Source organism: Flavobacterium adhaerens (assembly GCF_040045115.1).
Lineage (GTDB): Bacteria > Bacteroidota > Bacteroidia > Flavobacteriales > Flavobacteriaceae > Flavobacterium > Flavobacterium adhaerens.
Genome location: NZ_JBDLZX010000001.1, coordinates 214,957 through 241,625, shown reverse-complemented (window position 1 = coordinate 241,625; position 26,669 = coordinate 214,957). Strand labels below are relative to the sequence as shown.

Annotated in this window: 22 protein-coding genes; 8 read left to right on the top strand and 14 right to left on the bottom strand. The window is 32.5% G+C overall.

Annotation, left to right across the window (positions count from 1 at the left end; translation table 11 throughout):
* Positions 1-48: 48 nt before the first annotated feature.
* On the bottom strand, positions 49-795 hold the full coding sequence (fabG, locus tag ABEB18_RS01075; RefSeq protein ID WP_348797153.1) for a 3-oxoacyl-[acyl-carrier-protein] reductase: 747 nt from the start codon (positions 793-795) through the stop codon (positions 49-51).
* 127 nt (positions 796-922) lie between these two features.
* The gene (locus ABEB18_RS01070) at positions 923-1,777 is read right to left on the bottom strand and encodes an EamA family transporter (protein ID WP_348797152.1); all 855 of its coding nucleotides are present in this window, start codon (positions 1,775-1,777) and stop codon (positions 923-925) included.
* Positions 1,778-2,011: 234 nt separating this feature from the next.
* Here ABEB18_RS01070 and porX point away from each other — a divergent pair, with 234 nt between their 5' ends.
* The 5 genes from porX to ABEB18_RS01045 all read left to right on the top strand — a co-directional run bounded on the left by porX (position 2,012) and on the right by ABEB18_RS01045 (position 6,311).
* A complete protein-coding gene (gene porX, locus ABEB18_RS01065) occupies positions 2,012-3,565 on the top strand; it encodes a T9SS response regulator signal transducer PorX (protein WP_348797151.1) in 1,554 nt (517 codons plus the stop codon).
* Positions 3,566-3,721: 156 nt separating this feature from the next.
* Positions 3,722-4,129 carry a tRNA (adenosine(37)-N6)-threonylcarbamoyltransferase complex ATPase subunit type 1 TsaE gene (gene tsaE, locus ABEB18_RS01060; protein WP_348797150.1) on the top strand — a complete coding sequence of 136 codons (408 nt, stop codon included), beginning with the start codon at positions 3,722-3,724 and terminating at the stop codon, positions 4,127-4,129.
* 8 nt (positions 4,130-4,137) lie between these two features.
* A complete protein-coding gene (locus tag ABEB18_RS01055; protein ID WP_348797149.1) occupies positions 4,138-4,614 on the top strand; it encodes a GNAT family N-acetyltransferase in 477 nt (158 codons plus the stop codon).
* A 92-nt stretch (positions 4,615-4,706) separates the two neighbouring features.
* A complete protein-coding gene (locus ABEB18_RS01050; protein WP_348797148.1) occupies positions 4,707-5,900 on the top strand; it encodes an alanine dehydrogenase in 1,194 nt (397 codons plus the stop codon).
* 36 nt (positions 5,901-5,936) lie between these two features.
* Entirely contained in the window at positions 5,937-6,311 is a 375-nt protein-coding gene (locus tag ABEB18_RS01045) for a DUF4258 domain-containing protein (RefSeq protein WP_348797147.1), read from the top strand.
* A gap of 200 nt (positions 6,312-6,511) precedes the next feature.
* On the opposite strand, the gene ABEB18_RS01040 is transcribed toward ABEB18_RS01045, so the two are convergent.
* The 3 genes from ABEB18_RS01040 to menD all read right to left on the bottom strand — a co-directional run bounded on the left by ABEB18_RS01040 (position 6,512) and on the right by menD (position 10,443).
* Positions 6,512-8,125, bottom strand: a complete 1,614-nt coding sequence (locus ABEB18_RS01040) for a family 43 glycosylhydrolase (RefSeq protein ID WP_348797146.1) — start codon at positions 8,123-8,125, stop codon at positions 6,512-6,514.
* A gap of 145 nt (positions 8,126-8,270) precedes the next feature.
* A complete protein-coding gene (locus ABEB18_RS01035; RefSeq protein WP_348797145.1) occupies positions 8,271-8,612 on the bottom strand; it encodes a DUF2853 family protein in 342 nt (113 codons plus the stop codon).
* A 163-nt stretch (positions 8,613-8,775) separates the two neighbouring features.
* Positions 8,776-10,443, bottom strand: a complete 1,668-nt coding sequence (gene menD, locus ABEB18_RS01030) for a 2-succinyl-5-enolpyruvyl-6-hydroxy-3-cyclohexene-1-carboxylic-acid synthase (protein WP_348797144.1) — start codon at positions 10,441-10,443, stop codon at positions 8,776-8,778.
* A gap of 95 nt (positions 10,444-10,538) precedes the next feature.
* Between menD and ABEB18_RS01025 the strand changes: the two genes are divergently transcribed.
* A complete protein-coding gene (locus ABEB18_RS01025) occupies positions 10,539-11,036 on the top strand; it encodes a GNAT family N-acetyltransferase (protein ID WP_348797143.1) in 498 nt (165 codons plus the stop codon).
* Between the two features lie 60 nt (positions 11,037-11,096).
* Positions 11,097-12,044, top strand: coding sequence for a tRNA dihydrouridine synthase (locus ABEB18_RS01020; protein ID WP_348797142.1), 948 nt, complete (start codon positions 11,097-11,099; stop codon positions 12,042-12,044).
* 71 nt (positions 12,045-12,115) lie between these two features.
* Here ABEB18_RS01020 and ABEB18_RS01015 read toward each other — a convergent pair whose 3' ends face one another.
* From ABEB18_RS01015 to ABEB18_RS00980, 8 genes are all read right to left on the bottom strand, one after another.
* Positions 12,116-12,661, bottom strand: a complete 546-nt coding sequence (locus ABEB18_RS01015; RefSeq protein WP_348797141.1) for a glutathione peroxidase — start codon at positions 12,659-12,661, stop codon at positions 12,116-12,118.
* A 112-nt stretch (positions 12,662-12,773) separates the two neighbouring features.
* Complete coding sequence (gene acs / locus ABEB18_RS01010; RefSeq protein ID WP_348797140.1) at positions 12,774-14,681, bottom strand: acetate--CoA ligase; 1,908 nt, start codon at positions 14,679-14,681, stop codon at positions 12,774-12,776.
* A 418-nt stretch (positions 14,682-15,099) separates the two neighbouring features.
* Positions 15,100-16,572: a ketol-acid reductoisomerase gene (gene ilvC / locus ABEB18_RS01005; RefSeq protein WP_348797139.1), complete on the bottom strand. Its 1,473-nt coding sequence runs from the start codon at positions 16,570-16,572 to the stop codon at positions 15,100-15,102.
* A gap of 87 nt (positions 16,573-16,659) precedes the next feature.
* Positions 16,660-17,178 (bottom strand): acetolactate synthase small subunit, encoded by a 519-nt coding sequence (gene ilvN, locus ABEB18_RS01000; protein WP_348797138.1) that lies wholly within the window; start codon positions 17,176-17,178, stop codon positions 16,660-16,662.
* 6 nt (positions 17,179-17,184) lie between these two features.
* On the bottom strand, positions 17,185-18,882 hold the full coding sequence (gene ilvB, locus ABEB18_RS00995; RefSeq protein ID WP_348797137.1) for a biosynthetic-type acetolactate synthase large subunit: 1,698 nt from the start codon (positions 18,880-18,882) through the stop codon (positions 17,185-17,187).
* Positions 18,883-18,945: 63 nt separating this feature from the next.
* A complete protein-coding gene (gene ilvD / locus ABEB18_RS00990; RefSeq protein ID WP_348797136.1) occupies positions 18,946-20,619 on the bottom strand; it encodes a dihydroxy-acid dehydratase in 1,674 nt (557 codons plus the stop codon).
* Positions 20,620-20,893: 274 nt separating this feature from the next.
* On the bottom strand, positions 20,894-22,009 hold the full coding sequence (gene leuB / locus ABEB18_RS00985) for a 3-isopropylmalate dehydrogenase (RefSeq protein ID WP_348797135.1): 1,116 nt from the start codon (positions 22,007-22,009) through the stop codon (positions 20,894-20,896).
* Positions 22,010-22,039: 30 nt separating this feature from the next.
* A complete protein-coding gene (locus ABEB18_RS00980) occupies positions 22,040-23,209 on the bottom strand; it encodes a 2-isopropylmalate synthase (protein WP_348797134.1) in 1,170 nt (389 codons plus the stop codon).
* Between the two features lie 154 nt (positions 23,210-23,363).
* On the opposite strand from ABEB18_RS00980, the gene ABEB18_RS00975 reads away from it, so the two are divergent.
* Complete coding sequence (locus ABEB18_RS00975; protein WP_348797133.1) at positions 23,364-24,908, top strand: hypothetical protein; 1,545 nt, start codon at positions 23,364-23,366, stop codon at positions 24,906-24,908.
* Between the two features lie 29 nt (positions 24,909-24,937).
* Here ABEB18_RS00975 and ABEB18_RS00970 read toward each other — a convergent pair whose 3' ends face one another.
* The gene (locus ABEB18_RS00970) at positions 24,938-26,596 is read right to left on the bottom strand and encodes a M1 family metallopeptidase (protein ID WP_348797132.1); all 1,659 of its coding nucleotides are present in this window, start codon (positions 26,594-26,596) and stop codon (positions 24,938-24,940) included.
* Positions 26,597-26,669: the final 73 nt, after the last annotated feature.

The following is a 26,669-nucleotide window of genomic DNA, read 5'->3' as shown; positions in this document are numbered from 1 at the left end:
ATATATAAATGTTTAAATTCTTAAATTATTAAATCTTTCAATAAAATTCTAAGTTAACATTCCCCCGCAAACATTCAACACTTGTCCAGTTATATAAGCACTCATATCCGAAGCCAAGAATAAACACGCATTAGCAACATCTTCGGTAGAACCTCCACGTTTCAACGGAATTCCCTCTCTCCATCCTTTTACAACATCTTCACTTAATTTTGCAGTCATTTCTGTTTCAATAAAACCAGGAGCAATTGCATTGCAACGAATATTACGAGAACCCAACTCTAAAGCAACAGATTTTGTAAACCCAATAGCACCTGCTTTTGAGGCTGCATAATTTGTTTGTCCAGCATTTCCAGAAACACCAACCACCGAACTAATATTAATAATAGAACCCGAACGCTGTTTCAAGAAGGTTTTCTGAATAGCCTTAGTCATGTTGAAAACTGACTTTAAATTAACATCGATAACTTGGTCAAAATCAGCCTCAGACATTCTCATCAATAAATTATCCTTGGTGATCCCAGCATTATTAATCAAGATATCAACAGTTCCAAAATCAGCCAAAACTGAATCAACAAAAGTTTGCGCTTCATCAAAATCAGCAGCATTCGATTTATATCCTTTAGCTTTAATTCCTAAAGCATTCAACTCATTCTCTAAAGCCTGAGCAGACTCTACAGATGAACTGTAAGTAAAGGCAACATTTGCACCATTTTTAGCAAAAACTTCGGCAATCCCTTTCCCAATTCCACGACTTGCACCTGTAACAATCGCAACTTTTCCTTCTAGTAATTTCATAAGTTAATATTTAATATTCTTTATTGCTATATGCAATTTGCATACTTTTTTTTAACAAACACAGCAATCAAGATTGATTACGAACGCCAAATATACTAATAAAAACAAATAGCAAAAAAATGTATTTTTAATACAATTGAGACACTACAATCAAAGCAATAGCTAACAAAGCCAATAATAACCCTACAATATTGCGTCTAGACATTTTTTCATCAAATACAAAAACTCCTACAATACACCCCAACACTACAACTCCCATATTCATACCAGCAAAAACAGTCGAAGGATTATCCGAAAATACTTTATGCGCTTTTAAATAAAACAATATATTACAAAAATTAAAAATACCAACCAATCCACCAAACAAGATACTTTTAGGATTAAAACACACTTTCTGAAAAATCAACTCATATCCATTACAAATCAACATTACAAAAAGAGCAATAAAAAAAACCACTAATAAAGAAGTCGTAAAAGACACATTCGAATTCAATGCAATTTGTTTAAACAAAAGATCAATAACGCCAAAACCTATCAAAACCAACGCTGGATAACCCCACTTATTTTCGGCATTAGAACTAGGTTTATCTAAAACAAGTATCAAAGCTGGAAATCCTGATATAAAAGCCATTAGCTTAATCAGACTAAACTCTTCCTTAAAAACAAACCAAGCTCCTAAAAGCGAAATTACCAAAGATAAACGCTGCGCAATATCAGTTTTTACAATACCCATGTGTTTTATAGAAGCCGCCAAAAAAAGAAAAACTATCGGCAATAAAACCCCTAAAACAATAAAAACACCCCAAGGCGACGAAGCATCTAAAACGGTTAAATCTGGTTTAAAAAACAAATAACACAAGGCTACAGCAAACACATAATTAAAAGCTACAATTTGCGTACTAACCACTTGATAGTTTCTAGCAATTTTAAAAATAACACCTACCGTAACACTACAAACCACACTTAGAATAAGAAACAACATAATCGCTTTTTTAGTTGGACAAAAATACTCTTTTAAACATTATTTTTTTTCTCAAAAACACTACCTCCTCCATATCTTTTTATCCAAACAAACATGACCGCTCTAAATCAGCCACAAGGATTCTTTTCTACCAATGATTTTTTGAGACTGTTGCAATTTTTTTTAATTCAATTTTATACTATTTTTAATATTTATTAAGTTCTATAAAACTAAATTGCATTAAAATAAATCAATATGGATACTATAAAAATACTTTGGGTCGATGATGAAATCGATTTACTAAAACCACATATTTTATTTCTCGAGAAAAAAAACTACAGCGTAACCACATGCAACAACGGTAGAGACGCTTTAGATGTTTTTGAAGAAAAGAATTTCGATATTGTTTTTCTTGATGAAAATATGCCTGGAATGAGCGGTTTAGAAACATTATCTGAAATGAAAGAAAAAAATTCTTCTATCCCAATGATTATGATTACCAAGAGTGAAGAAGAGTATATTATGGAAGAAGCTATTGGTTCTAAAATAGCTGATTATCTTATCAAACCAGTAAATCCAAATCAGATCTTATTAAGTTTAAAGAAAAACTTAGACAATTCACGCTTGATATCTCAAAAAACAACTTTAGATTACCAAAAGGAATTCCGAAAAATTACTATGGAAATGGCCATGGTAAACTCCTATGAAGATTGGGTTGAATTGTATCGAAAATTAATCTTTTGGGAACTAGAACTCGAAAACATCAATGATCAAGGAATGATTGAAATTCTAGAATCTCAAAAAGTTGAAGCTAATTCTCAATTTGGAAAATACATTGAACGCAATTATGAAGATTGGTTTTTACCAAAAGCCGACAGACCAATACTTTCCTATGATGTATTTAAAGAATTAGTAGTGCCAGAAATTCAGAAAAAAGACAAACCTGTTCTTTTTGTAGTAATAGACAATTTGCGCTATGACCAATGGAAAGCCTTTGAGAGTGTGGTAGGAAATTATTACAAACTCGAAAAAGAAGTTCCTTATTTCTCTATACTCCCAACCGCAACTCAATACGCCAGAAATTCAATTTTCTCAGGATTAACCCCTTTGGAAATGGAAAAACAATTTCCTCAATACTGGAAAAACGACCCAGACGAGGGAGGTAAAAATTTATTTGAAGCCGAATTCTTAACCGCACAAATAAAACGTTTAAGACTAAACATCAAAGAAGATTATTTTAAAATCACCAATATGGCTGGCGGTAAAAAACTAGCCGAAAGTTTCAAATCCTTAAAAGACAACGACCTTGTTACCGTAGTTTACAACTTTGTCGATATGCTTTCGCATGCCAAAACCGAAATGGATGTGGTAAAAGAATTAGCCTCAGACGACAAAGCCTATCGCTCTTTGACTTTAAGTTGGTTTAAAAACTCCCCTCTGTTAGAAATAATTCAACAAGCGCACAAATTAGGCTTCAAATTAATTTTAACTACCGATCACGGCACAATCAATGTCAAAAACCCATCAAAAGTGGTTGGAGACAAAAACACCAGTCTTAATTTGCGTTACAAAACTGGCCGAAGCTTGACTTACGAACAAAAAGATGTTTATGCCGTAAAGGAGCCTAAGCTTATTGGGTTACCCGCTATAAACATGAGCAGTTCTTATATTTTTGCTAAAAATGATTTATTTTTGGCCTATGTAAATAACTACAATCATTATGTGAGCTATTACAAAAACAGCTATCAACACGGCGGAATTTCTTTAGAAGAAATGATTATTCCTTTCTTAGTTTTTAATCCAAAATAAAAAAGAATCAGTGTTCGGTTTTTAGTTGTCAATCATCCTGTCAATGGATAGTTTTGTAAACTTAATGTACTGAATTATTCTAAAAAAAAAAAAAAAAAGAACAATTCTAACTCATAATTTAAACAAAAAAAACTGAACACTGAATACATATAAAAAATGACAATAACATTTTCTTTAGAAAAACTTGAAGAAGTTGCACAGCAAATTTTAAACGCTAACCCCAACAAAGTAATCTTATTTAATGGCGAAATGGGCGTTGGTAAGACAACCTTAATCAAGCAACTTTGCAAAACATTGGGTATAAATGATGCTACAAGTAGCCCAACATTTTCATTAGTAAACGAATATCTAACCCAAAACAATCAAACGGTTTATCATTTTGATTTTTACAGATTAAACAAAGAAACCGAAGCTTTAGACATGGGAGTTGACGATTATTTGTATTCAGGAAATTGGTGCTTTATAGAATGGTCAGAAAAAATATCGAATTTAATTCCCGAACAACACACTGTCATCACAATCGAATTGCTTCCAAATGGTGAACGATTACTTGATTTAAAATAATTCATATTATGGATTCAGAAATAGACAAAGTAACCATTATTCCTTTTAAAAACGAATTAAAAGACGCTATCAAAATATTAAATTTAGAATGGTTACAAAAACATTTCAAAGTAGAACCAATAGATGAATTAGTATTATCGAATCCACAAAGCGAAATAATCGATAAAGGCGGAATGATTTTCTATGCGCAGTACCAAAATCAAATTGTTGGCACCGTTTCGTTAATGAAGATTGACAACACTACTTTTGAGCTTACCAAAATGGCCGTTACACAGGAAAGCCAAGGACTAGGAATTGGTAAAAAACTCATGAACCATTGTATAACTAAAGCCCAAGAAAAAGAGATTCAAAAACTGATTATTTATTCAAATCGAAAATTAGAATCAGCCATTATTTTATATGCAAATTTTGGTTTTAAAGAAATTCCAATAGAAAAGGGTGTTTACGAAAGAGCCGATATCAAAATGGAAAAAAAATTATCTTAATTTTGGTAACTTTTTTATAACTACCAAGTGTTTTAAAAATCATTTACTTTTGAATCTTTTTTGTAAATTGTACCACTAATTCTAACCTACCAATGTCCATTACCCCATTCACAAAAGAACAATTACTCCCACAGGAAGAAAAACTTGAAATAGCAAGACATAAAAGTCATCTTTTCATAGGACTTCCAAAAGAGAATAGCCACCAGGAACGCAGAATTTGCTTAACTCCTGACGCTGTGAATTCCCTTACTTATCAAGGTCATAGGGTTATGATAGAAGCAGGTGCTGGAATTAGCTCTAGTTATAGCGACAAAGAATATTGCGACGCTGGTGCCGAAATCACTCAAGACACTAAAAAAGTTTTTAGCTGTCCGATGATTCTAAAGGTAGATCCTCCTACTCTTGCCGAAATTGAGATGATGAATTCTAAAACAATCTTAATTTCAGCCATACAACTTAAAACAAGAAACAAAGCCTATTTTGAGGCATTGGCCCGAAAAAAAATAACATCCCTAGCTTTTGAATTTCTAAAAGACGAAGATGGTTCCTATCCTGCAGTAAGATCGTTGAGCGAAATCGCAGGAACAGCCTCTATTTTAATCGCAGCCGAATTAATGATCACCAATGAGTTCGGAAAAGGGCTTCTCTTTGGGAATATAACAGGCGTTGCTCCTACCGAGGTTGTTATTCTAGGAGCTGGAACAGCGGGCGAATTTGCCGCCAAAACCGCCATTGGACTTGGAGCTACCGTAAAAGTATTTGACAACTCAATAACCAAACTCCGCCGACTGCAAAACAATTTAAGTCAACGCATTTTTACATCTACCATTCAACAAAAATCACTGCTTAAAGCTCTAAGACGTTGCGATGTTGCCATTGGAGCCATGAGAGGAAAAGAACGTTGCCCAGTAGTGGTAAGCGAAACTATGGTTGAACACATGAAAAGAGGTGCTGTAATTGTTGATATCAGTATTGACACAGGTGGTTGTTTCGAAACTTCTGAAGTTACCACACATGAAAAACCAACTTTTATAAAAAGTAATGTTTTACATTATTGCGTGCCTAATATTCCTTCGCGATATTCTAAAACAGCCTCTCTCTCTATAAGCAACATTATCACACCTTATCTCTTGCAAATTGCTGAAGATGGAGGTATCGAAAGCGCTATCCGTTGCCACTCGGGACTAAAAAATGGGGTTTATCTCTATCACGGAATTTTAACCAACAAGGCTGTAGGCGATTGGTTTGATTTACCAGATAACGATATTAATTTAATTGTATTTTAACTAAACTTTACCCTACCTTTGCCCAAAAATTAATCTATGAATTTTATACAACGTTTCGCCTATTATTTAGTAGGTCTGATAATGGGGTTATTTGTCGTATCTGCAATATTTTCAGGAAAAGACACCCGTTGCAACTATTTTCCTAATGCAAGAGTCCTAAATGATTTAAGAACAAAGCCTTTTTTCTATTCGGACAAAGCCTCACTTATATTATCGCAAAAATGGGTTGATACCACTGATATCAAAAACACCTTAAAATTTGGTGATGTGGACTTTGATCAAAGTAATATCCCTTTCAAAAAAGGAAAACTATACGTAATTGAAGGCAAAACAAAACAAAACCAAGAAATTACAATCAAAATCATCAACTACTCCAACAAGGCAGTACTCGAAGACATCAATAAAAAATAACATTACAAAACCAAACTCTTCCAATGCGAAGAGTTTTTTTTAGGAGCAGCAAGCACCAGCATCCTTGCACACATTGGTCCTGCTCTACGCTTCAATCTTGTAAGCCAAACAATCTATAGCGATAGGCTTACAAGGATTTTCACTTCGATCAGGGCTATTAGCAAGCATAATACCTTTATGTAAGCAATTCAAACCATCACTTAATCATTTTTTACCAGAACAACATCATCAATCACACAAAATGAATTTGCGTCACCCGAGGCCAAAAAACCGATTTCCACGCTTCCATTTTTCACCACAACATCAGAAATAGAAATTGTTTTCCAAACCGAATTGACATCGGTTATTTTCAATTTAAAAAACTTTCCATTACTTTTAGCAAACATTGTCAAATCTGAAAAACCCGCAGTATTTTTAATTTTTGCAGTCAAAGTATAGAAACCGTTCTTCAAATCGACATAAGGCGATGAAGTAATCACTTGCCAAATTTTTCGCTCAAAATTAACTTTGTCACTTATTTGCAAACTTTTTTCGCCAATTACCTCACTTCTATCAGCCTCTGTATTAAAGAAATTCAAAACTGGTGAATTCTCATCGATCGTGCTTATCTTATTTCCTTTGATAATTTCGGTTTTCCATCCTAAAAGTTGCTCTTGAATGGGTTTGAAATTACTTGGTATTTTATTTCTGTCAGCTTCAAAACTTCCATTTTTTGCAAAATTATTCCCCTTTTCAACCTTCCATTCACCAGTAACTTCATTTAAGCTCCAAGAACTTAACGAATTAAAATACGGAACATCAGAATCAAACGAAAGTGGAAACCATTGATTATATCCCAAACCATTTCCTGCAAAATCCGCCCATCTGTCACCACAATACAAAACCGTTTCCTGTTGAGTCCCCTTTATTGTATAAAAAAAACCTGTTTGCGTGATATGTGCATAATCTTGTTCGCTTCCGCTTATAACCTGCATATTATTTGTAGGAGTGTAAGGTCCTCTAATATTATCGGCAACTAAATAATAAGCAAATGAAGAATCCCATCCATAAATATTAGAAGCTGCCATGTAATATTTATTTTTGTATTTAAACATACAATTCCCTTCCCTACTTTCGCCTTGAAAAATTTTAATACAATCTAAGAGATTAACCTTTCCGTCTTTGATCCCAATTTCGGAAACATATATTTTATTACGCCCTTTTCCGTACGAATAAATAAGATACGATTTTCCATCATCATCAGTAAAAACAGTTTGATCTCCAGTATTTGTAGTTCCAATCAAGGGTTCCATATTAATCTTTTGATGCCAAACGAAATTCCCAGTTGGAGAATCAGCTAAAGCTATCAAAACTTGTGAACCATGCTGAACCAACATCGCATATTGATTCAGTTGAGGAATAAAAGCAACCCCTAAGCGCCCAACCCAAGTTGGGTTATTATCAGGAAAAGCCCTCTCTTTTGTCAAAACATTCCCCTCAAAACTCCAGTTTACCAAATCAGTAGAACTGTAACATGTTACGTTCTCAAAAGTGGCATTTTTTAGGGTTACAGCAGGATTTTCCCTGTAAATGGCTGCCTCTTCATACTGTACTCCATACCAAAAATATTTGCTTGTTCCTGTTTTAGGGTCTGGAAAATTGAAAATCCCTCCTCCTTGACTGTAAATAGGTAATCCGTTATGAGTATCCCAAAAAACATCATTTTCAATTTTTTTGAATTGAGCATTGGCCATGCCCGATATCATAACTCCCAAAAGAAACAAACCATAAACTTTAATGCTTTGTATTATTTTCTCCAAAAAATAGCGTCCCATGATCCAAATTATAAATTATTCAATGCAAAATAGAAACACCTCTAAACATATTCATCCTGTAGTATCCTGAAAAATACCTATCTAAATTTTATCCCCCAAAAAAAAAAGCGTCTCAAAAAGACGCTCTTCAAATCATATTAAAATTTTAATTGTAAGCACTTTCTCTTCCAAAATGAAGAGTTAATAAATAATAAACGACAGCACGATATTTACTCGTGTTATTCTTTCCGTATTTTTCTAAAACAGTATCAATACCTGCTTTAAGTTCAGGGCTATCAGGCAAACCTAATTTTTTAATCAAAAAATTCTTTTTAACCGTAATAATTTCGGATTGTTGCGTACCTGCAATTATAGAAGAATCCGGATTATATATTGATGGACCACAACTGGTTGTAACTTTTTCCAATAACTCCATATCTGGCGTAATCCCACATTTTTCTTTCAAGTCGGCTGCATACTTTATAATCAATATATCTTTTGCGCTCATAAAAATAAAATTAAATTATTAGCATTTATAACTATCTCAAATTTAATGATTTATTATTTATGTGTGCGATTTTTATTCATTAATTTTTCATAAAATTTACGAACTTAAAAAAACACTCTCTTAACAAATAAGTATAAAACTACAAAACAACTAAAAACAAATACTACAATTCCACTAATTCTTTAAAATACTGTAATAAAATAGCATTATTCTCTATGGTGGGAGTAAAAACCTCTAAAATAGTTGGTTTATCATTTTGTGCATACATAGAAATTAACCCATTATAAAGACTTTGTTCATCATTTGCAGTATAATAATTCAAATTATACATTTTGGCCAAATGTTCTACTGTAAGCGTATGAGTAGTTTCAAAATAAGTATTGAAAACTTCATTCTCTACATGCCCTGGTAAAATTCTAAAAATTCCTCCACCGCCGTTGTTAATCAAAATAATTTTAAAATTCTTTGGAATATAATGATTCCAAAGTGCATTACTATCATACAAAAAGCCAATATCACCAGTTATAAAAATAGTTTGCTTAGGGCTTGCCAAAGCAGCTCCTATTGCTGTTGATGTACTTCCGTCGATACCACTAGTTCCTCTATTACAATAAACCTCAATAGAACGATCAACGGCAATTAATTGTGCATAACGAATCGCAGAACTATTACTAATTTGCAATTGACTATTCTTTGGCAAACTCTGTATTACTTTTTCAAAAACTTTCAAATCACTAAAAGGAATCTTAGACAAGTACAAATCGTGTTTCTCACTTCGCAAGATTTGAATAGCATTAATTCTAGAAAAATAATCGCTGTTAGTTTTTGTTGTCAATGGTAAAAAGTCACTAAAAAAAGTATTTGGACTTACTTCAAAATGTTTAGTCAAACAACCAAAGGTATCATAAGCTCTTAAAATATCGATATGCCAATGATGTTTTGGCTGATACTTTCGTAAAAATGCTTTGATGCGCTTAGAAACCACCATACCGCCAAATGTAATCAGGATTTCTGGTTGAAAAGCTTCAAAATCATCTGTTGTAAAAGGTGTTATTATGGTATCTATATTATTTACAAAACTATCGTGATGCAAATTTGAAGTATTCTCCGTCATAACAACAACCGAATCATCATTCGCAAATGCATCAATAGTAGATTGGGAAATAGAATCTGGCTCATTCACCCCAACAAGAATCAATTTCTTAGTAGAATTATTCCAAATATTTACATACTGGGATAATTCATCTTTATCAATGGTTTGTTTTTTTTCAGTTGAATTAAAAACAATACTTTGCACACTTAGTTCTGAAACAGTCTCATAAAGTGGTTCCTCAAAAGGAGCGTTGATATGAACTGGGCCTTTCTTATCAATAGAAACATTAATCGCTTCATTTATTTTACTATCGTTCTCCTGAGAGACATCTTCAGTTAAATTAGCATTATACAAAGAATGATTTGCAAACACATTTTCTTGACGAATGGTTTGTCCGTCACCAATATCAATTTTACTTTGTGGCCTATCAGCCGAAATAACAATCAATGGAATTTGACTATAAAAAGCTTCAGCAAATGCGGGATAGTAATTCAATAACGCCGATCCTGAGGTACAAACCAATACCGTTGGCTTCTTAGTTTGTTGTGCAATTCCCAAAGCAAAAAAAGCCGCAGCTCGCTCATCTGCAATACTGTAACATTGAAACTCTGGATTACTGGCAAAACCTATTGTTAGAGGAGCATTTCTTGAACCTGGTGAAATGATTATATTAGTGATTCCTTTGGCTAATAAAATTTGAAGTATGCTTTGTGCTAAAGGTATTTTTGGGTATATCATTGTATAAATTTGAAAGTAACAAAGATACTAAGTTGCGAGGTTTTTTCAGTAGTCTTAAATTGTTTTCTTATTTTTGAGTTGCAAATATTCATCTCATGAAAATCAAATTAAGACCTTACCAGACAAGTGATACTCAAGCCATTTTGGATATCATAAATTATAACATTCTAAATTCAACCGCATTATACGATTATAACATTAGAAGTTATGACCAACAAAAATCAATATTAGAAGATAAAATCAATAAAAAATTCCCTGTCATTTTAGCCGAATATGATGGAGAAATTGCTGGTTTCGGAATGTATAGCGAATTTAGGTTCAGAGAAGCGTATAAATTCACGGTTGAACATTCGGTTTATGTAAATGAAGATTACCATGGAAAAGGAATTGGAAAAGTACTTATGGCCGAATTAATTCAAATTGCTAAAAAACAAAAACTCCATACCATGATTGCAGTAATCGACCAAGAAAACCAAAGCAGTATCGATTTTCATGAAAAATTCGGATTTAAAGTCGTAGGAATCATAAAAGAATCTGGTTATAAATTTGACCGATGGCTACATTCAGTTTTTATGCAATTGATTTTAGAATAAAGCCAATTCTAAAAAGTTAAACTTATAAAGATATAGTACCTTTGCATTTTTACAACTATCATGAGTTTCACGTTACTTTCATCGCCCTTACAAGGTTTTACCGATTTTCGCTTTAGAAATGCTCAAAATAAATATTTTGGAGGAATCGATACTTTTTACGCACCATATATTCGTTTAAACGGAAAATTAGAAATCAAAAACTCGTATCAACGCGATTTACTACCCGATAATAATTCTAGTTTAGAAGTTATTCCGCAAGTCATTACTAACGATGCAGATGAATTTTTATTTGTTGCAAAATACGTTAAAGAATTGGGCTATAAAGAATTAAACTGGAACTTAGGTTGCCCTTACCCTATGGTTACAAAATCTGGAATGGGATCAGGACTTATAAGTAACACCGAAAGAATCAATCATATTCTCGACAAAGCACACTCTGAAGCCGATATAATTGTATCTATGAAAATGCGCTTAGGATATGACACTACAGAAGAAATTCTTGATGTTTTACCCATTTTGGATCAATATCCGATTAAAAATATTGCCATTCATGCCCGTATTGGTAAACAATTATACAAAGGAGGAGTCCATCTAGAAGCTTTTCAACAATGTATTGATAATACGAAACACAAATTATACTACAACGGAGATATTACCACAGTAGCAAAATTCCATGAAATGCAACAACGTTTTCCTACTATCGATCATTGGATGATTGGAAGAGGGCTAATTGCTGATCCTTTTTTACCGAGTATGATAAAAAACAACATCTCTGAATATCCAAAAAATAAAATGGATTTATTCAGTGCTTTTCATGACACTCTTTATGAAGGTTATAGTGAATCTCTATCAGGACAAACACACATTCTTTTAAAGATGCATCATTTATGGGAATACTTTTCAGTAATTTTCTCAAATCCTCATAAAATTCACAAAAACATTAAAAAAGCCAAAAGCATAAAGAATTACGAAGCCACAGTTAAGGAAATCATCAATAAAGAAAGGTGATTTTCATCTGGAATGAATATAAAGTCCAACAGCTAATTGGACTTTATTTTCAAAATATACAATTATAAACTTTAACCTTTAATCCAATTCACTATTTCAGGATCTTTTGGTAAAGTTTTCGGAGAAATAACTTTTACTAATTCTCCTTTTTCATTAATCAAATATTTCTGAAAATTCCATTTTACTTCCGAATCCTCAACTCCATTTATTTTTTTTTGTGTCAAAAATTGATAGACAGTACACATGTCATCCCCTTTTACAGAAACTTTTTCCATCATCGGAAAAGTAACTCCGTAATTCAATTGACAAAATGCCGCTATTTCATCATTGCTACCTGGTTCTTGTGAAGCAAAATTATTAGCCGGAAACCCAATAATAACAAACCCCTTAGCGGAATACTCTTTATACAAAGCTTCTAAATCTTTATATTGTGGAGTCAATCCACATTTTGAAGCTGTATTTACAATCATAACTTTTTTACCTTTTAACGAGGCAAAATCAAAAACCTCACCTGATAAATCTTTTACCTTAAATTGATAGATAGTCTGTTTTACCTGTGCTTGAATTTGAATATGATTTAAAAACAATGCTATGATAGCAATAATTAGTTTTTTCATGATTTATTTTTTTATAAAATTAAAAAAGAATTTCTGTTTATAAAAAAATCTGAAACTAAAAAATGGCTGCCTAAACAATAGACAGCCATTAGTATTTAATATATTCTCAAATTTACAATTTCCCTTTTATAATTTCATCAACTATTTCAGGATTTAATAATGTAGTAATATCACCAAAATTTGAAGTATCGCCTTCAGCTATTTTCCTCAAAATACGTCTCATGATTTTTCCTGATCTTGTTTTTGGCAAACCAGTAACGTATTGAATTTTGTCTAACTTAGCAATTGGCCCAATATGATCTGATATATATTGATTGATCTCTTTACTTAAGTTTTCTTTATTTCTAACTTCTCCAGTTTCCTTAAGAATCACATACCCATACAATGCATTACCTTTAATATCATGAGAAAAACCAACTATTGCTGACTCAGCAACAGCTGGATGCTCATTAATAGCATCTTCTATTGGAGCTGTACCTAAATTATGACCAGAAACAATTACAACATCATCCACACGACCAGTAATTCTATAATATCCTACTTCGTCACGCAATGCTCCATCTCCAGTAAAATATTTACCTGGGAATGCAGAAAAATAAGTATCCTTATATCTTTGATGGTCTCCCCAAATGGTTCTAGCTATTCCAGGCCATGGGAATTTAACACACAAACTACCTACAACCTGATTTCCTTCAATTTCATTGCGTTTTTCATCCATTAAAACGGGTTGAATTCCAGGCAATGGTAAAGTAGCATAAGTAGGTTTTGTTGGTGTAATAAATGCAATTGGAGCAATCATAATTCCACCTGTTTCTGTTTGCCACCAAGTATCTACAACTGGGCAACGTTTTCCACCAACGTGGTCATTATACCAATGCCAAGCTTCCTCATTAATTGGCTCTCCAACAGAACCAATCACTTTTAGAGATTTCAACGGAAACTTTTGAACGTATGATAAATTTTCTTTTGCCAATGCACGTATTGCAGTCGGAGCTGTATAAAATTGATTTACTTTATGCTTTTCTATGATTTCCCAAAAACGGCTAAAATCAGGATAAGAAGGAACTCCCTCGTAAATTACAGTTGTAGCACCATTTAACAATGGCCCGTACAAAATATAAGAATGTCCAGTAATCCAACCTATATCAGCTGTACACCAAAAAATATCATTTTCTTCGTAATTAAAAACGTTTTTAAAAGTATAGGCCGTATAAACCATATAACCAGCCGTAGTATGAACCATTCCTTTAGGTTTCCCCGTTGATCCAGAAGTATATAATACAAACAACGGATCTTCAGCATCCATAATTTCGGCAACACTATTATTTACAGCATTTTCTAACAATGGAGCCAACCATTGGTCACGACCAGACTTCATATTGATTTCAGCATTGGTTCTTTTTGCAACCAAAACATTAGTTACAGAAGGACAATTTTGTAAAGCCTCATCAATAATTCCTTTTAAATCAATAGTTTTATTACCACGAAAACCTCCATCAGAAGTAATAACCATTTTACATTGGCTATCATTTATTCTTGAAGCTACCGCAGAAGCCGAAAAACCTGCAAAAACAACAGAATGAATAGCACCAATTCTTGCGCAAGCAAGCACAGAAATAGCTAATTCTGGAATCATTGGCAAGTAAATACAAACACGATCCCCTTTAGAAATACCTTGTTCTTTTAAAACATTGGCCATTCTTGAAACGCGTTCATAAAGATCATTGTAACTAATGTGCAATGCTTCCTCACTTGGGTCATTGGGTTCAAAAATAATTGCCGCTTTGTCGCCTTTTTTTGCTAAATGCCTGTCAATACAGTTCTTAGTTATGTTAACTTTTGCATCAACAAACCATTTTACTTCTGCATCAGCCATATTAAAATCAACAACTTTGTCCCAGTACTGATACCAAGTGAAATTTTCTTCAGCTATTTTACCCCAAAATTTACGAGGCTCACGTATCGATTTATTGTAGTGTTTAAAATATTGTTCTAAACTGTCAATTTTAAAATAACTCATCTTTTTAAATTTTTTATAAAAGTATTAAATCTGTTTGGTATTCAAAACTATTAGTTTGTAAAGTAACATTAAAAATAATAAAAAAAAAGGTGTTTTTCTAAATTTAGTACTTTTTTCATAACGATTTTCAACCAACAACCGTTTTATATCAATAAAAGGCGAAATAGTCTAAAAACTAAAACACCTTTTAAAAATTTACAAATAAGCTAATAATCTTATTATATTTTTATAAAATATTTAAAAATAACTAGGGATTACTTCACTTAACTTGCAGTATATCGAAGTTAAGTGAATGTAATTTTATGCATAAATATCTTCCAATTATCAATAAGTGCTTACTAATTCAAAATATTTAAACCTTTAGGATATTTTATGCAAATCCCCTCACCCCCTCATGTGTGGTAATTCTAAATTTTGTTTATACAATTTTTTTCATTGCTGTCATTGACTCTCTCAACCAAGCTCCAACCTCTTCAACTGGATGATTTCTGATGATAGCATTAACATCAATTAATTCTTTGTTATCGACACCATTATTACCATTATTAAAAGGGCGACCAATTAAATTACTAGGTGCATTTTTCACATACTCAGCAATTAATGGCTTACAAGCATGATCAAATAAATAACATCCGTACTCTGCTGTATCAGAAATCACACGGTTCATTTCGAATAATTTCTTTCTTGCAATGGTGTTCGCAATAAGTGGTGTTTCGTGTAATGACTCATAGTATGCTGACTCTTCAATAATTCCTGAATCTGTCATTGCTTCAAAAGCCAATTCAACTCCAGCTTTTACCATAGCAACCATTAATACTCCATTATCAAAATATTCTTGCTCAGAAATTTCAACATTTCCAGCAGGCGTTTTTTCAAAATTAGTTTCACCAGTTGCAGCTCTCCAAGCTAACAAGTTAACATCATCATTAGCCCAATCTTCCATCATTGTCTTAGAAAAGTGGCCAGAAATAATATCATCCATATGTTTTTGGAATAATGGACGCATGATATCTTTTAATTCTTCAGAAGCATTGAATGCGGCAATTTTAGCAGGATTAGACAATCTGTCCATCATATTAGTGATTCCTCCATATTTCAAAGCTTCAGTAATTGTCTCCCATCCGTATTGGATTAATTTAGATGCATAACCAGCATCTATACCTTCTGCTACCATCTTATCAAAACATAAGATTGATCCTGTTTGTAACAATCCGCAAAGAATTGTTTGCTCTCCCATTAAATCAGATTTTACTTCGGCAACGAAAGATGAACGCAATACTCCTGCTCTATGTCCTCCAGTAGCAACTGCATAAGCTTTTGCTTGATCTAAACCTAAACCATTAGGATCGTTTTCTGGGTGAACGGCAATAAGAGTTGGCACACCAAAACCTCTTTTATATTCTTCACGAACTTCAGAACCTGGACATTTTGGAGCACACATAATTACTGTTAAGTCTTTACGAATTTGCATTCCTTCTTCTACAATATTAAAACCATGAGAATAAGCCAATGACGCTCCTTGTTTCATTAATGGCATAATAGCATTAATTACTGCTGTATGTTGTTTATCTGGGGTTAAGTTACAAACTAAATCTGCTGTTGGAATTAATTCTTCATAAGTTCCTACTTTGAAACCGTTGTCTGTTGCATTTTTAAAAGAAGCTCTTTTCTCCGCAATAGCATCAGCACGTAACGCATAAGAAATATCTAAACCTGAATCTCTCATGTTTAAACCTTGATTTAAACCTTGAGCTCCACAACCTACAATGACTACTTTTTTTCCTGCTAACGCATCTATTCCGTTTGAGAACTCTGATTGATCCATGAATTCACAAACTCCTAACTGTTCTAATTGTAATCTAAGTGGTAATGAATTGAAATAATTTGCCATTTTTTTTTAATATTTAATGAAAGTAAAATTTAATAATTGAATTATAATCGTTGTTAATTATATTTTAACAAAATCTTTGATTTTATTTTATAATGATTCTAATAATGCTGAAATTTCCATTTTCTCTTTGGAAACTGAAATCCTTCCTGAGCGAACAAATTGCATAATCCCATAAGGCTTCAATTTTGAATATAAATCCAAAATTTCTGCTCGCTTTCCTGTTTTCGAAATCACAAAAAAGTCTCGTGAAACCGTTACGATTTCAGAATGGCTTTCTTTAATGATGTTTTGAATTTGCCTTTCATCAAACAACAAATTAGAAGCTATTTTGAAAATGGCACTTTCTAAAAAGATTGTCTCTTCATCTACATGATAAAATGCTTTTATAACCTCTATTTGTTTTTCTATCTGCCCTACAATATTTTGCACCCATTTTTCAGTAGTTTTTACCACAACAATAAAACGGGAAACTCCTTCAATTTCTGATTCAGATACATTTAAACTCAATATATTGATATGGCGTTTCAGAAAAATTACTGAAATCCTGTTCAATAAACCAACGTTGTTTTCTGAATAAACAGAAATTGTGAATATTTTATTTTCCATAACTTTTTAACTTAATCTCATATCAGAAACCGAAGCTCCAGTAGGAATCATCGGGAATACGTTGTTTTCTTTTTCTACTAAAACTTCAAGGAAATAAGAATCTTTTGAAGCCAACATTTCGGCAATTGCTTCATCTAACTCCTCACGTTTTGTGACTTTTCTTGCTTTAATATAATATCCTTCGGCAATTGCACAGAAATTAGGATTTATCATTACAGTTGAAGCATAGCGATAATCAAAAAATAATTCTTGCCATTGTCTAACCATTCCTAAGTACTCATTGTTTAATACTACAATTTTCACAGGAACTTTTGTTTGATAAATAGTTCCCAGCTCTTGTATATTCATTTGAAAACCACCATCTCCAATAATTGCAACCACCTCTCTATTTGGCATTCCCATTTTGGCACCAATTGCGGCTGGTAAAGCAAACCCCATAGTTCCTAAACCACCAGATGTCACATTACTTTTGGTCGAATTGAATTTAGCATAGCGACAAGCAAACATCTGATGTTGTCCTACATCTGAAACCATAATAGCATCACCTTTTGAATGCTTATTAATCATTTCAATCGTCTCTCCCATTGAAATTCCTTTTCCATTAGTTGGAGTTAACTCTTCATTAATTACAGCATCAAACTCAACTTTATATTTTTCCTTGAATTCTTCATGCCAAGAATCATGTGATTTTTTATCAATTAACGGAATTAAAGCTGTCAAAGCTTCTTTAACATCAGCCACTACAGCAACATCCGTTTTAACATTTTTATCAACTTCAGCTGGATCAATTTCAAAGTGAATAACTTTTGCTTGTTTGGCATAAGTTGCTAAATTTCCTGTTACACGGTCATCGAAACGCATTCCTAAAGCAATCAATACATCGCATTCATTTGTCAAAAGGTTTGGTCCGTAATTACCATGCATACCGACCATTCCAACATTTAATGGATGATCTGTTGGCAAAGCCGAAAGACCTAAAATTGTCCACGCAGCTGGAATTCCTGATTTTTCAACAAACCTTTTTAACTGCTCTTCAGCTTCTCCAAGAATAATTCCTTGACCAAAAACAATATAAGGTTTTTTGGCTTGATTAATAATATCAGCTGCTTCTTGAACCTTTTGTAAATCTAAAACTGGTCTTGGATGATAACTTCTAATTCCAGTACACTTTTCATATTTAAAATCCAACTCATCAAATTGAGCATTTTTGGTAATATCAATCAAAACAGGTCCTGGTCTTCCTGAACGAGCGATATAAAAAGCCTTTGCAATTGCCGCAGGTATATCTTTAGCTTCAGTAACTTGAATATTCCATTTTGTAACTGGTGTAGAAATACCAATAATATCGGTCTCCTGAAAAGCATCAGAACCTAATAAATGTTTAGCAACTTGCCCAGTAATACAAACTAGTGGTGTCGAATCGATTTGCGCATCTGCAATTCCTGTAACTAAGTTTGTTGCTCCTGGTCCAGATGTAGCAATAGCAACACCTACTTTACCAGTAACTCTTGCATAACCTTGAGCCGCATGAGCAGCTCCTTGTTCGTGACGCACCAAAACATGGTGTAATTGATCTTGATATTTATACAACTCATCATAAACAGGCATAATCGCTCCTCCTGGATAACCATAAACCAAATCAACTCCTTCGGCTAATAAGCATTTAATAACAGCTTCTGCACCTGATATTTTATTATTTTCCATTTTATTTTTTTTTACTTTAAAACCTTCAACTGAAGATTTAAAAGAAGTTAGTTTTATTTTAAATTATTTGTCGGTAACACATCCTTGAGATGCACTAGAGACCGAACGCATATATTTAAGTAAAACACCTTGAGTAATTCCATTATCTTTACGTGTCCAATTAGCTCTACGTTTAGCTAATTCTTCATCAGAAACTTTCATGTTTATAGTATTATTAACAGCGTCAATAGCAATCAAATCTCCATTTTCTATTAATGCAATTCCACCACCTTCATAAGCTTCTGGAGTAACGTGTCCGACGACAAATCCGTGAGATCCACCAGAAAAACGACCATCAGTAATTAATGCAACGGTACTTCCTAAACCAGCCCCCATAATAGCCGAAGTTGGTTTTAGCATTTCAGACATACCTGGTCCTCCTTTTGGCCCACAGTAACGAATAATGACGACATTTCCAGGTTTCACTTCTCCACCTTGAATACCTCTGATAACATCTTTTTCATTTTCATAAACTATCGCAGTACCTTCAAAATACTCTCCTTCTTTTCCAGAAATTTTAGCCACACAACCTTCTGTAGCAATATTTCCGTATAAAATTTGGATATTCCCAGTTGCTTTTAACGCTTGTTCTACTTCAAAAACTACTTTTTGTCCATCATGTAAATCTGGAATTGAAGCTAAATTTTCAGCAATTGTTTTCCCTGTAACAGTTAAGCAATCTCCGTGTAAGAAACCTTCTTTCAATAAATATTTCATTACAGCAGGAACACCTCCTACATTATGCAAATCTTCCATCAAGTACTTACCACTTGGTTTCAAGTCAGCCAATAATGGCGTTTTATCACTAATATCTTGAAAATCTTTCAAAGTCAATTCGATACCTACTGAGTGTGCCATTGCAATTAAGTGCATTACGGCATTAGTAGAACCTCCTAAAACGGCGACCATCGTAATTGCATTTTCAAATGCTTTACGAGTCATGATATCTCTTGGTTTAATATCTTTCTCTAATAAAACTTTAATAGCTTTACCTGCGTTAGCACATTCTTCTCTTTTCTCTGGGCTCAAAGCAGGATTAGAAGAACTATATGGCAAACTCATTCCTAAAGCTTCAATCGCAGATGACATTGTATTTGCAGTGTACATTCCGCCACAGGCACCAGCACCTGGGCAAGCATTTTGAACAACACCTTTGAAATCTTCTGGTGAAATACTGTTGCTGAATTTTTTTCCTAATGCTTCAAAAGCTGAAACAATATTTAAATCCTGACCTTTCCATTTTCCTGGATGAATAGAACCTCCATACACCATAATAGATGGACGATTTACTCTACCCATTGCAATTAGAGCACCTGGCATATTCTTGTCACAACCTGGAACAGCAATCATACCGTCATACCACTGTGCACCCATAACAGTTTCAATAGAATCAGCAATAACATCACGAGAAACCAAAGAAAAACGCATACCGTCATTACCATTAGACATACCGTCACTTACACCAATAGTATTAAAAATAAGTCCAACCAAATCCTCTTTCCAGACACTATCTTTAATGTCTTTTGCTAAACCATTTAAGTGCATGTTACAAGGATTTCCATCATACCCCATACTCACAATTCCTACTTGCGCTTTTTTAAGATCATCCTCTGTTAATCCAAGTGCGTAGAACATAGCTTGAGAAGCCGGTTGTGTTTCGTCTTGAGTGATAATTTTGCTGTATTTATTTAATTCCATTCTATTTTTAATTTTGTGTATTCGATTTTATTTTAAAAAAAAACCTCCCAAATCACTGGGAGGTTTTATATATATTTTCACTTATATTTATACCAATCCCCTTTCATATGTGTTAACCACAATGACACTTACTACTACAAGGACGTTGATATTGTATTTCATTTCTTTTTTTTAACGTTGCAAAAATACACAAAAAAACTAAAAACAAAAACTATTTATCAACAAATCAACAGTAATTAGTGATATAATCTATTTTTTTTAAGACTTTTTATAATTAAACGATAGTTGACTGCCCAATTTGAACATTATCGTTTTTAAAATATAAATCATCTTTACTTAATATGACATTAGAAATAAAATCTCCAACATCATTTGTTCCAAATCTTGAATCTGGGTTTAAATCTACTGTAACTACCTTATACTCTATAGCCTTATCAACAGCTTCATAAACTTTCTGTGCTTCTTTTACTAATCCAAAATGCTCTAGTAGCAAAGCTGCAGATAAAATAGAAGCAATAGGATTAGCAATATTTTTCCCTTTTGCTTGTGGATAGGACCCATGAATTGGTTCAAATAGTGCTTTACTCTCACCAACAGAAGCCGAAGCCATTAGACCAATAGACCCCATAATCGCACAGGCTTCATCTGACAAAATATCACCAAACAAATTTTCAGTCAATATCACATCATATTGTTTAGGATCTGTAATAATCTGCATCGCAACATTATCAATATATTGACACTCCAATTCTACATCAGGGTATTCTTTTGCAATTTTTTTAACCAATGTTCGCCACAACCTTGAAGTTTCCAAAACATTAGCTTTATCAACTAATGTTACTTTTTTTCTTCTTTTTTGAGCTGCTTTAAATGCTTGATGTGTTATACGTCCGATTTCATTTTCAGAATATTCACAAATATCTGAAGCAAAATTTCCAGCTTCGTTTATAATTTTTTCACCATAATAAGACCCTCCTGTTAATTCTCGATAAATCACAAAATCAACATTCTCGATTACTTCTTTTTTTATTGGGGAAGCATCCAAAAGATTTTTAAATGGTTTGATCGGTCTAATATTTGCAAACAAACCTAATTCTTGTCTAAGCCTTAACAATCCTTGTTCTGGCCTTACTTTTGCTTCAGGATCATTATCATATTTAGGATTTCCTATTGCTCCAAATAACACTGCATCTGTATTCAAACACAAATTCAAAGTCTGGTCTGGCAAAGGATTCCTTGTTTTTTCTATAGCAACAGCACCAATAAAGGCGTCTTCAAAAATAAATTCATGATCATAGGCAACACTTATAGCATACAAAGCTTTTTTGGCTTGCAAAATAACCTCTGGACCTACACCATCACCCGAAAGCACTGCTATTTTTAAGTTCATTTTTTTTATTTTTTAAGTAAAAACTTTTTGCTAAAAATTGTTCACGTATATTTTACTAGCCTCTATAATTTGATGAATATCATTATCTAAAACTTCTTTTTTGATATCTGCAAATTTCAAAAACTCTACATATACAATATCTAATTGTGTTTTTGTAAGCTCATAACCTACTTTTTTAGCTCTATACGCTAAAGCAGCTCTACCACTTCTAGCCGTAAGGATAATAGATGACTCATTAACCCCAACATCTAGTGGATCCATAATCTCATAAGTCGCTCTGTTCTTAATTACGCCATCTTGATGAATTCCAGAACTGTGAGCAAAAGCATTAGCACCAACAATAGCTTTGTTTGGCTGTACTATCATCCCCATACTTTCAGAAACCAATCGACTCATTTCATTCAATTGCTTACTATTTATATCGGTATATAAATTTAAATAAGGGTGTTGTTTAAAAATCATCACAACTTCTTCTAGAGCAGTATTTCCAGCTCTTTCCCCTATTCCATTAATAGTACATTCAATTTGACGAGCGCCATTTATTGCACCAGCGATTGAATTGGCAGTAGCCATCCCCAAATCATTATGACAATGACAAGAAATAGTAACATTATCAATACCTTTTACATTTTCTTTAAGGTATTTTATCTTAGCTCCGTATTCTTCTGGTAAACAATAACCTGTAGTATCAGGAATATTAAGTACTGTAGCACCCGACTTAATAACTTCTTCGCAAACTTTTGCCAAAAACGCATTGTCTGTTCTACCAGCATCTTCGGCATAAAATTCTACATCTTCTACATATTTTTTGGCATGAGCAACTGCATGTTTTGCTCTCGCAATTACATCTTCTGGAGTTGTTTGCAGTTTGTGATAAATATGAGAATCTGAAGTCCCGATTCCTGTATGAATCCTTGCTCTTTTAGCATTTTTCAATGCATCGGCAGCAACATCTATATCTTTTTCTACAGCTCTGGTGAGTCCGCAAACTGTAGCATTTTTAACAATTTTACATATTTCAGAAACAGATAAAAAATCTCCTGGGCTAGAAACAGGAAAACCAGCTTCGATGATATCTACCCCCATTTCGTCAAGACGATTGGCTATAACTAGTTTTTGATTGGTGTCTAATTTACATCCTGGAACTTGCTCTCCGTCTCTTAAAGTGGTATCAAAAATTTGAACTTTGTCTCTATTCATTTTAATTTATTTAATGTAATTTCACATCTTGAAACAAATATAATTTTCATTTACTCAAAACTAAACCTACTTTTAAGTAAATATACTATTCATAAAACAAAAAAATACATATTAACTAATTGATTATCAATTATTTAAATACTATTATAATACAATGGCTAACCATCAAAAAGATTTTTTATTTGTCTTAATAAAATCCCTTTCCAAATCTGAAAAAAGACAATTTAAAATATTTGCAAGTAGATTAGAAACTAGTTCAAACACAAAGTTTATAGAATTATTCAACATTCTAGATAAATCCGAAACTTATGATGAGAAACTAATTCTAAAAAATGGGTTGATTAAGAAAGTTCAATTATCCAATTTAAAATCTTACTTATACAAACAAATTTTGGTTAGTATTCGATTGAATATTCCTAGTCAGAATATCAGATATCAACTTAGAGAACAAATTGATTTTGCTGTAATTCTTTACAACAAAGGACTTTACAAACAAAGCTTAAAAATCCTAGACAAAACCAAACAGCAAGCCATAGATAACGATGAAAAATATATGGCCTTTGAAATTGTTGAATTTGAAAAACTAATAGAATCACAATACATCACTAGGAGTATTCAAGGGCGAGCCGACGAACTTGTTATTCAAGCAAAAGAATTGAATTATCGCAATACAATTTCGAGTAAATTATCTAATTTATCCTTACAATTGTACGGCATAATGCTCAAAACAGGTTATGTTAAAAATGATGAGGAATTTAAATATATAGACGACTATTTTGTAAAACACACAGAACATTTAAACCAATCAAAATTTGGTTTCAGAGAGAAATATTGGTTTTATAATGCTAATTTGTGGCGTAGTTTTTTGGTACAAGACTTTTTATCTTGTTATAAATTTGCTTACAAATGGGTTACTTTATTTTACAACAATCCAAATATGATTTTTCTAAATCCTGTTTTTTTCTTAAAAGGAAATCATTATTTATTAGAATCACTATTTATGTTGAAATACAAGTCTAATTTTAAAAAATATTTGAACCTTTTAGAAGAAACCATAAAAGACCCAAGATTTCCTGTTAACGATAATATCTCTTCATTGTCGTTTCTTTACGTATATAACAACAAATTGAATTATCATATTTTAGAAGGTACTTTTGCAGAAAGTGAATATCTTATTCCAGAAATTTTGAACAAAATAAAAGTACACAACGAACACTTGGATGAGCATCACGAAATGATGTTTTACTACAAAATTGCAAGTATCTATTTTGGAAATGAAAAATATGATAAATGCATCGTGTATTTGGAAAAAATCATCAATAACAAAAACTTATATGTTCGAGAAGATTTAGCCTGTTTTGCTCGTTTATTGTGCTTAATTGCTCATTATGAATCTGGGAAAGATTTTAATCTGGAAAGCCAATTGTTAAGCACTTATAAATTTTTGATTAAAATGAATGACTTGCATAAAGTACAAAAAGAGATCATTCGTTTTCTGAAAAACCTAAGCAATTTATACCCAAGCGACATCAAAAAAGAATTTATTAAAATGAGAGAACGCTTTATCGAATTAGAAAAAGACACTTACGAAAAAAGAGCTTTTTTATATTTAGATATTATTTCTTGGCTAGAAAGCAAAATTGAGAACAAAAAAATTAGCGATATTATCAAAGAAAAAGCAAAACTGATAAACCGCTAATACATTCTAAAAATGTTGTAACTAACAAACTATTTGTTAGTTACAACGTTATTAAAAACATAAAAGTTTTTGTCAACTTCTACTTTTTCAATTTTTGTAGAATTCTCAAAATTTAACCAATCTGATTTTGGTTTCAAATTGACACTTACTCCATTTATAAATACATTAACAGGCATTTCAAAACCTGAAACAATGTTTGTCCATCTATATTTTAAAGCTTTTCCGTCATAAGAATATTCTAATGTTGGAATTCGTGTATCTCTTAGATATTGATTAAAGAAAGCATTCAAATCGAAACCTGTTTGTTGAATGATATAATCTTCAATTTGTTTAGTCGTAACTGTTTGATGGTAAAAAGTACTATTCAAACCTCTTAAAATACTTCTCCATTTCTCGTCATTATTTATCAATTGACGTAAAGTATGCAACATATTAGCTCCTTTGTAATACATATCCCCAGAACCTTCATTATTCACATCATAATGACCAATAATCGGTTTATCATTTTCGATGTTTTTACGAATCCCCTGAACATATTCTGCACCAGCATCTTTACCATAATAATACTCTACAAAAAGACTTTCGGAATAGCAGGTAAAGCTTTCATGAATCCACATATCAGCAATATCTTTGTAGGTAATATTATTTGCAAACCATTCATGTCCTGATTCATGTATGATGATAAAATCAAATTTCAATCCCCATCCTGTTCCGCTTAAATCATGCCCCAAATAACCGTTTTGATAACCATTACCATAAGTTACGCAACTTTGATGTTCCATTCCTAAATATGGTGTTTCGACAAGTTTAAAACTATCTTCATAAAACGGATAAGGTCCAAACCAATGCTCAAAAGCTTTAAGCATTCTAGGTACATCTTTAAAATGCTTTTTAGCCTTTTCTAAATTATCTTTTAGAACATAATAAGTACAATCTAAATTGCCTTTTTCGCCTTTATACTGTTCTGAAAACATAACATAATCCCCTATATTAATATTAACACCATAGTTGTTTATAGGATTTTTTACAACCCAAGTATAAGTTTTAGTACCGTCTTTTAATTCTTTTACATTTTTCAAGCGACCATTAGAAACATCAATTAAATTCTTCGGAACATTCACCTGGATAGTCATACCTTCAACTTCATCATACATATGATCTTTATTAGGCCACCAAACACTAGCTCCCAGTCCTTGACACGAAGAGGCTATAAAATCATTTTTATTTTTATCTTTTTTCCAAGTAATTCCACCATCCCACGGTGGATTAACAGCAATTTTAGGTTTGCCTTGGTAAAATATTTTAACTTCTTTGATCTCCCCTACTTTTGCTTTAGAAACCATTGTTATAAAAAAAACATTGCCGTCTCTTTTGTATTTTAATTCTTTACCATCTTGTAAGACCCTAGTAATTTGCATCGGATTTTGTAAATCTATCTGCATTATATTATAATTATCTAAGACTTTATACTGAATGGTATTTGACCCCACAATTGTACTATCAGAAGCGTTTACTTTGATATCCAAATTATAATGTTTCACATCCCACCATGCTCTTTCTTTGGTAACACTTCCTCTTAAAGTATCTTGATGTGTGAAAACTTTTTCTGACTTATTAAGAAGTCCTTGCGCATTTGATGCAAAACCAACCAAAAAAGTGGTAAAAAAACCAATAAAATATTTCCTCATTTTTTTAATAATTTGAAACAAATAAAAAGCCAATACTGACTTATTCTAAAACAAATGTACACATTTGAATCAT

What these genes read in the sequence shown, in the direction of transcription:
- tsaE (WP_348797150.1), top strand. Translation starts at nt 3,722, where the DNA reads ATGACAATAACATTTTCTTTAGAAAAACTTGAAGAAGTTGCACAGCAA.
- ABEB18_RS00975 (WP_348797133.1), top strand. Translation starts at nt 23,364, where the DNA reads ATGGCTAACCATCAAAAAGATTTTTTATTTGTCTTAATAAAATCCCTT.
- ABEB18_RS00970 (WP_348797132.1), bottom strand. Translation starts at nt 26,596, where the DNA reads ATGAGGAAATATTTTATTGGTTTTTTTACCACTTTTTTGGTTGGTTTT.
- ilvN (WP_348797138.1), bottom strand. Translation starts at nt 17,178, where the DNA reads ATGGAAAATAAAATATTCACAATTTCTGTTTATTCAGAAAACAACGTT.
- leuB (WP_348797135.1), bottom strand. Translation starts at nt 22,009, where the DNA reads ATGAACTTAAAAATAGCAGTGCTTTCGGGTGATGGTGTAGGTCCAGAG.
- ABEB18_RS01045 (WP_348797147.1), top strand. Translation starts at nt 5,937, where the DNA reads ATGAATTTTATACAACGTTTCGCCTATTATTTAGTAGGTCTGATAATG.
- ABEB18_RS01040 (WP_348797146.1), bottom strand. Translation starts at nt 8,125, where the DNA reads ATGGGACGCTATTTTTTGGAGAAAATAATACAAAGCATTAAAGTTTAT.
- menD (WP_348797144.1), bottom strand. Translation starts at nt 10,443, where the DNA reads ATGATATACCCAAAAATACCTTTAGCACAAAGCATACTTCAAATTTTA.
- ABEB18_RS01015 (WP_348797141.1), bottom strand. Translation starts at nt 12,661, where the DNA reads ATGAAAAAACTAATTATTGCTATCATAGCATTGTTTTTAAATCATATT.
- ilvD (WP_348797136.1), bottom strand. Translation starts at nt 20,619, where the DNA reads ATGGAATTAAATAAATACAGCAAAATTATCACTCAAGACGAAACACAA.
- ABEB18_RS01020 (WP_348797142.1), top strand. Translation starts at nt 11,097, where the DNA reads ATGAGTTTCACGTTACTTTCATCGCCCTTACAAGGTTTTACCGATTTT.
- ABEB18_RS01025 (WP_348797143.1), top strand. Translation starts at nt 10,539, where the DNA reads ATGAAAATCAAATTAAGACCTTACCAGACAAGTGATACTCAAGCCATT.
- ABEB18_RS00980 (WP_348797134.1), bottom strand. Translation starts at nt 23,209, where the DNA reads ATGAATAGAGACAAAGTTCAAATTTTTGATACCACTTTAAGAGACGGA.
- ilvB (WP_348797137.1), bottom strand. Translation starts at nt 18,882, where the DNA reads ATGGAAAATAATAAAATATCAGGTGCAGAAGCTGTTATTAAATGCTTA.
- ABEB18_RS01055 (WP_348797149.1), top strand. Translation starts at nt 4,138, where the DNA reads ATGGATTCAGAAATAGACAAAGTAACCATTATTCCTTTTAAAAACGAA.
- fabG (WP_348797153.1), bottom strand. Translation starts at nt 795, where the DNA reads ATGAAATTACTAGAAGGAAAAGTTGCGATTGTTACAGGTGCAAGTCGT.
- ilvC (WP_348797139.1), bottom strand. Translation starts at nt 16,572, where the DNA reads ATGGCAAATTATTTCAATTCATTACCACTTAGATTACAATTAGAACAG.
- ABEB18_RS01035 (WP_348797145.1), bottom strand. Translation starts at nt 8,612, where the DNA reads ATGAGCGCAAAAGATATATTGATTATAAAGTATGCAGCCGACTTGAAA.
- porX (WP_348797151.1), top strand. Translation starts at nt 2,012, where the DNA reads ATGGATACTATAAAAATACTTTGGGTCGATGATGAAATCGATTTACTA.
- ABEB18_RS01070 (WP_348797152.1), bottom strand. Translation starts at nt 1,777, where the DNA reads ATGTTGTTTCTTATTCTAAGTGTGGTTTGTAGTGTTACGGTAGGTGTT.
- ABEB18_RS01050 (WP_348797148.1), top strand. Translation starts at nt 4,707, where the DNA reads ATGTCCATTACCCCATTCACAAAAGAACAATTACTCCCACAGGAAGAA.
- acs (WP_348797140.1), bottom strand. Translation starts at nt 14,681, where the DNA reads ATGAGTTATTTTAAAATTGACAGTTTAGAACAATATTTTAAACACTAC.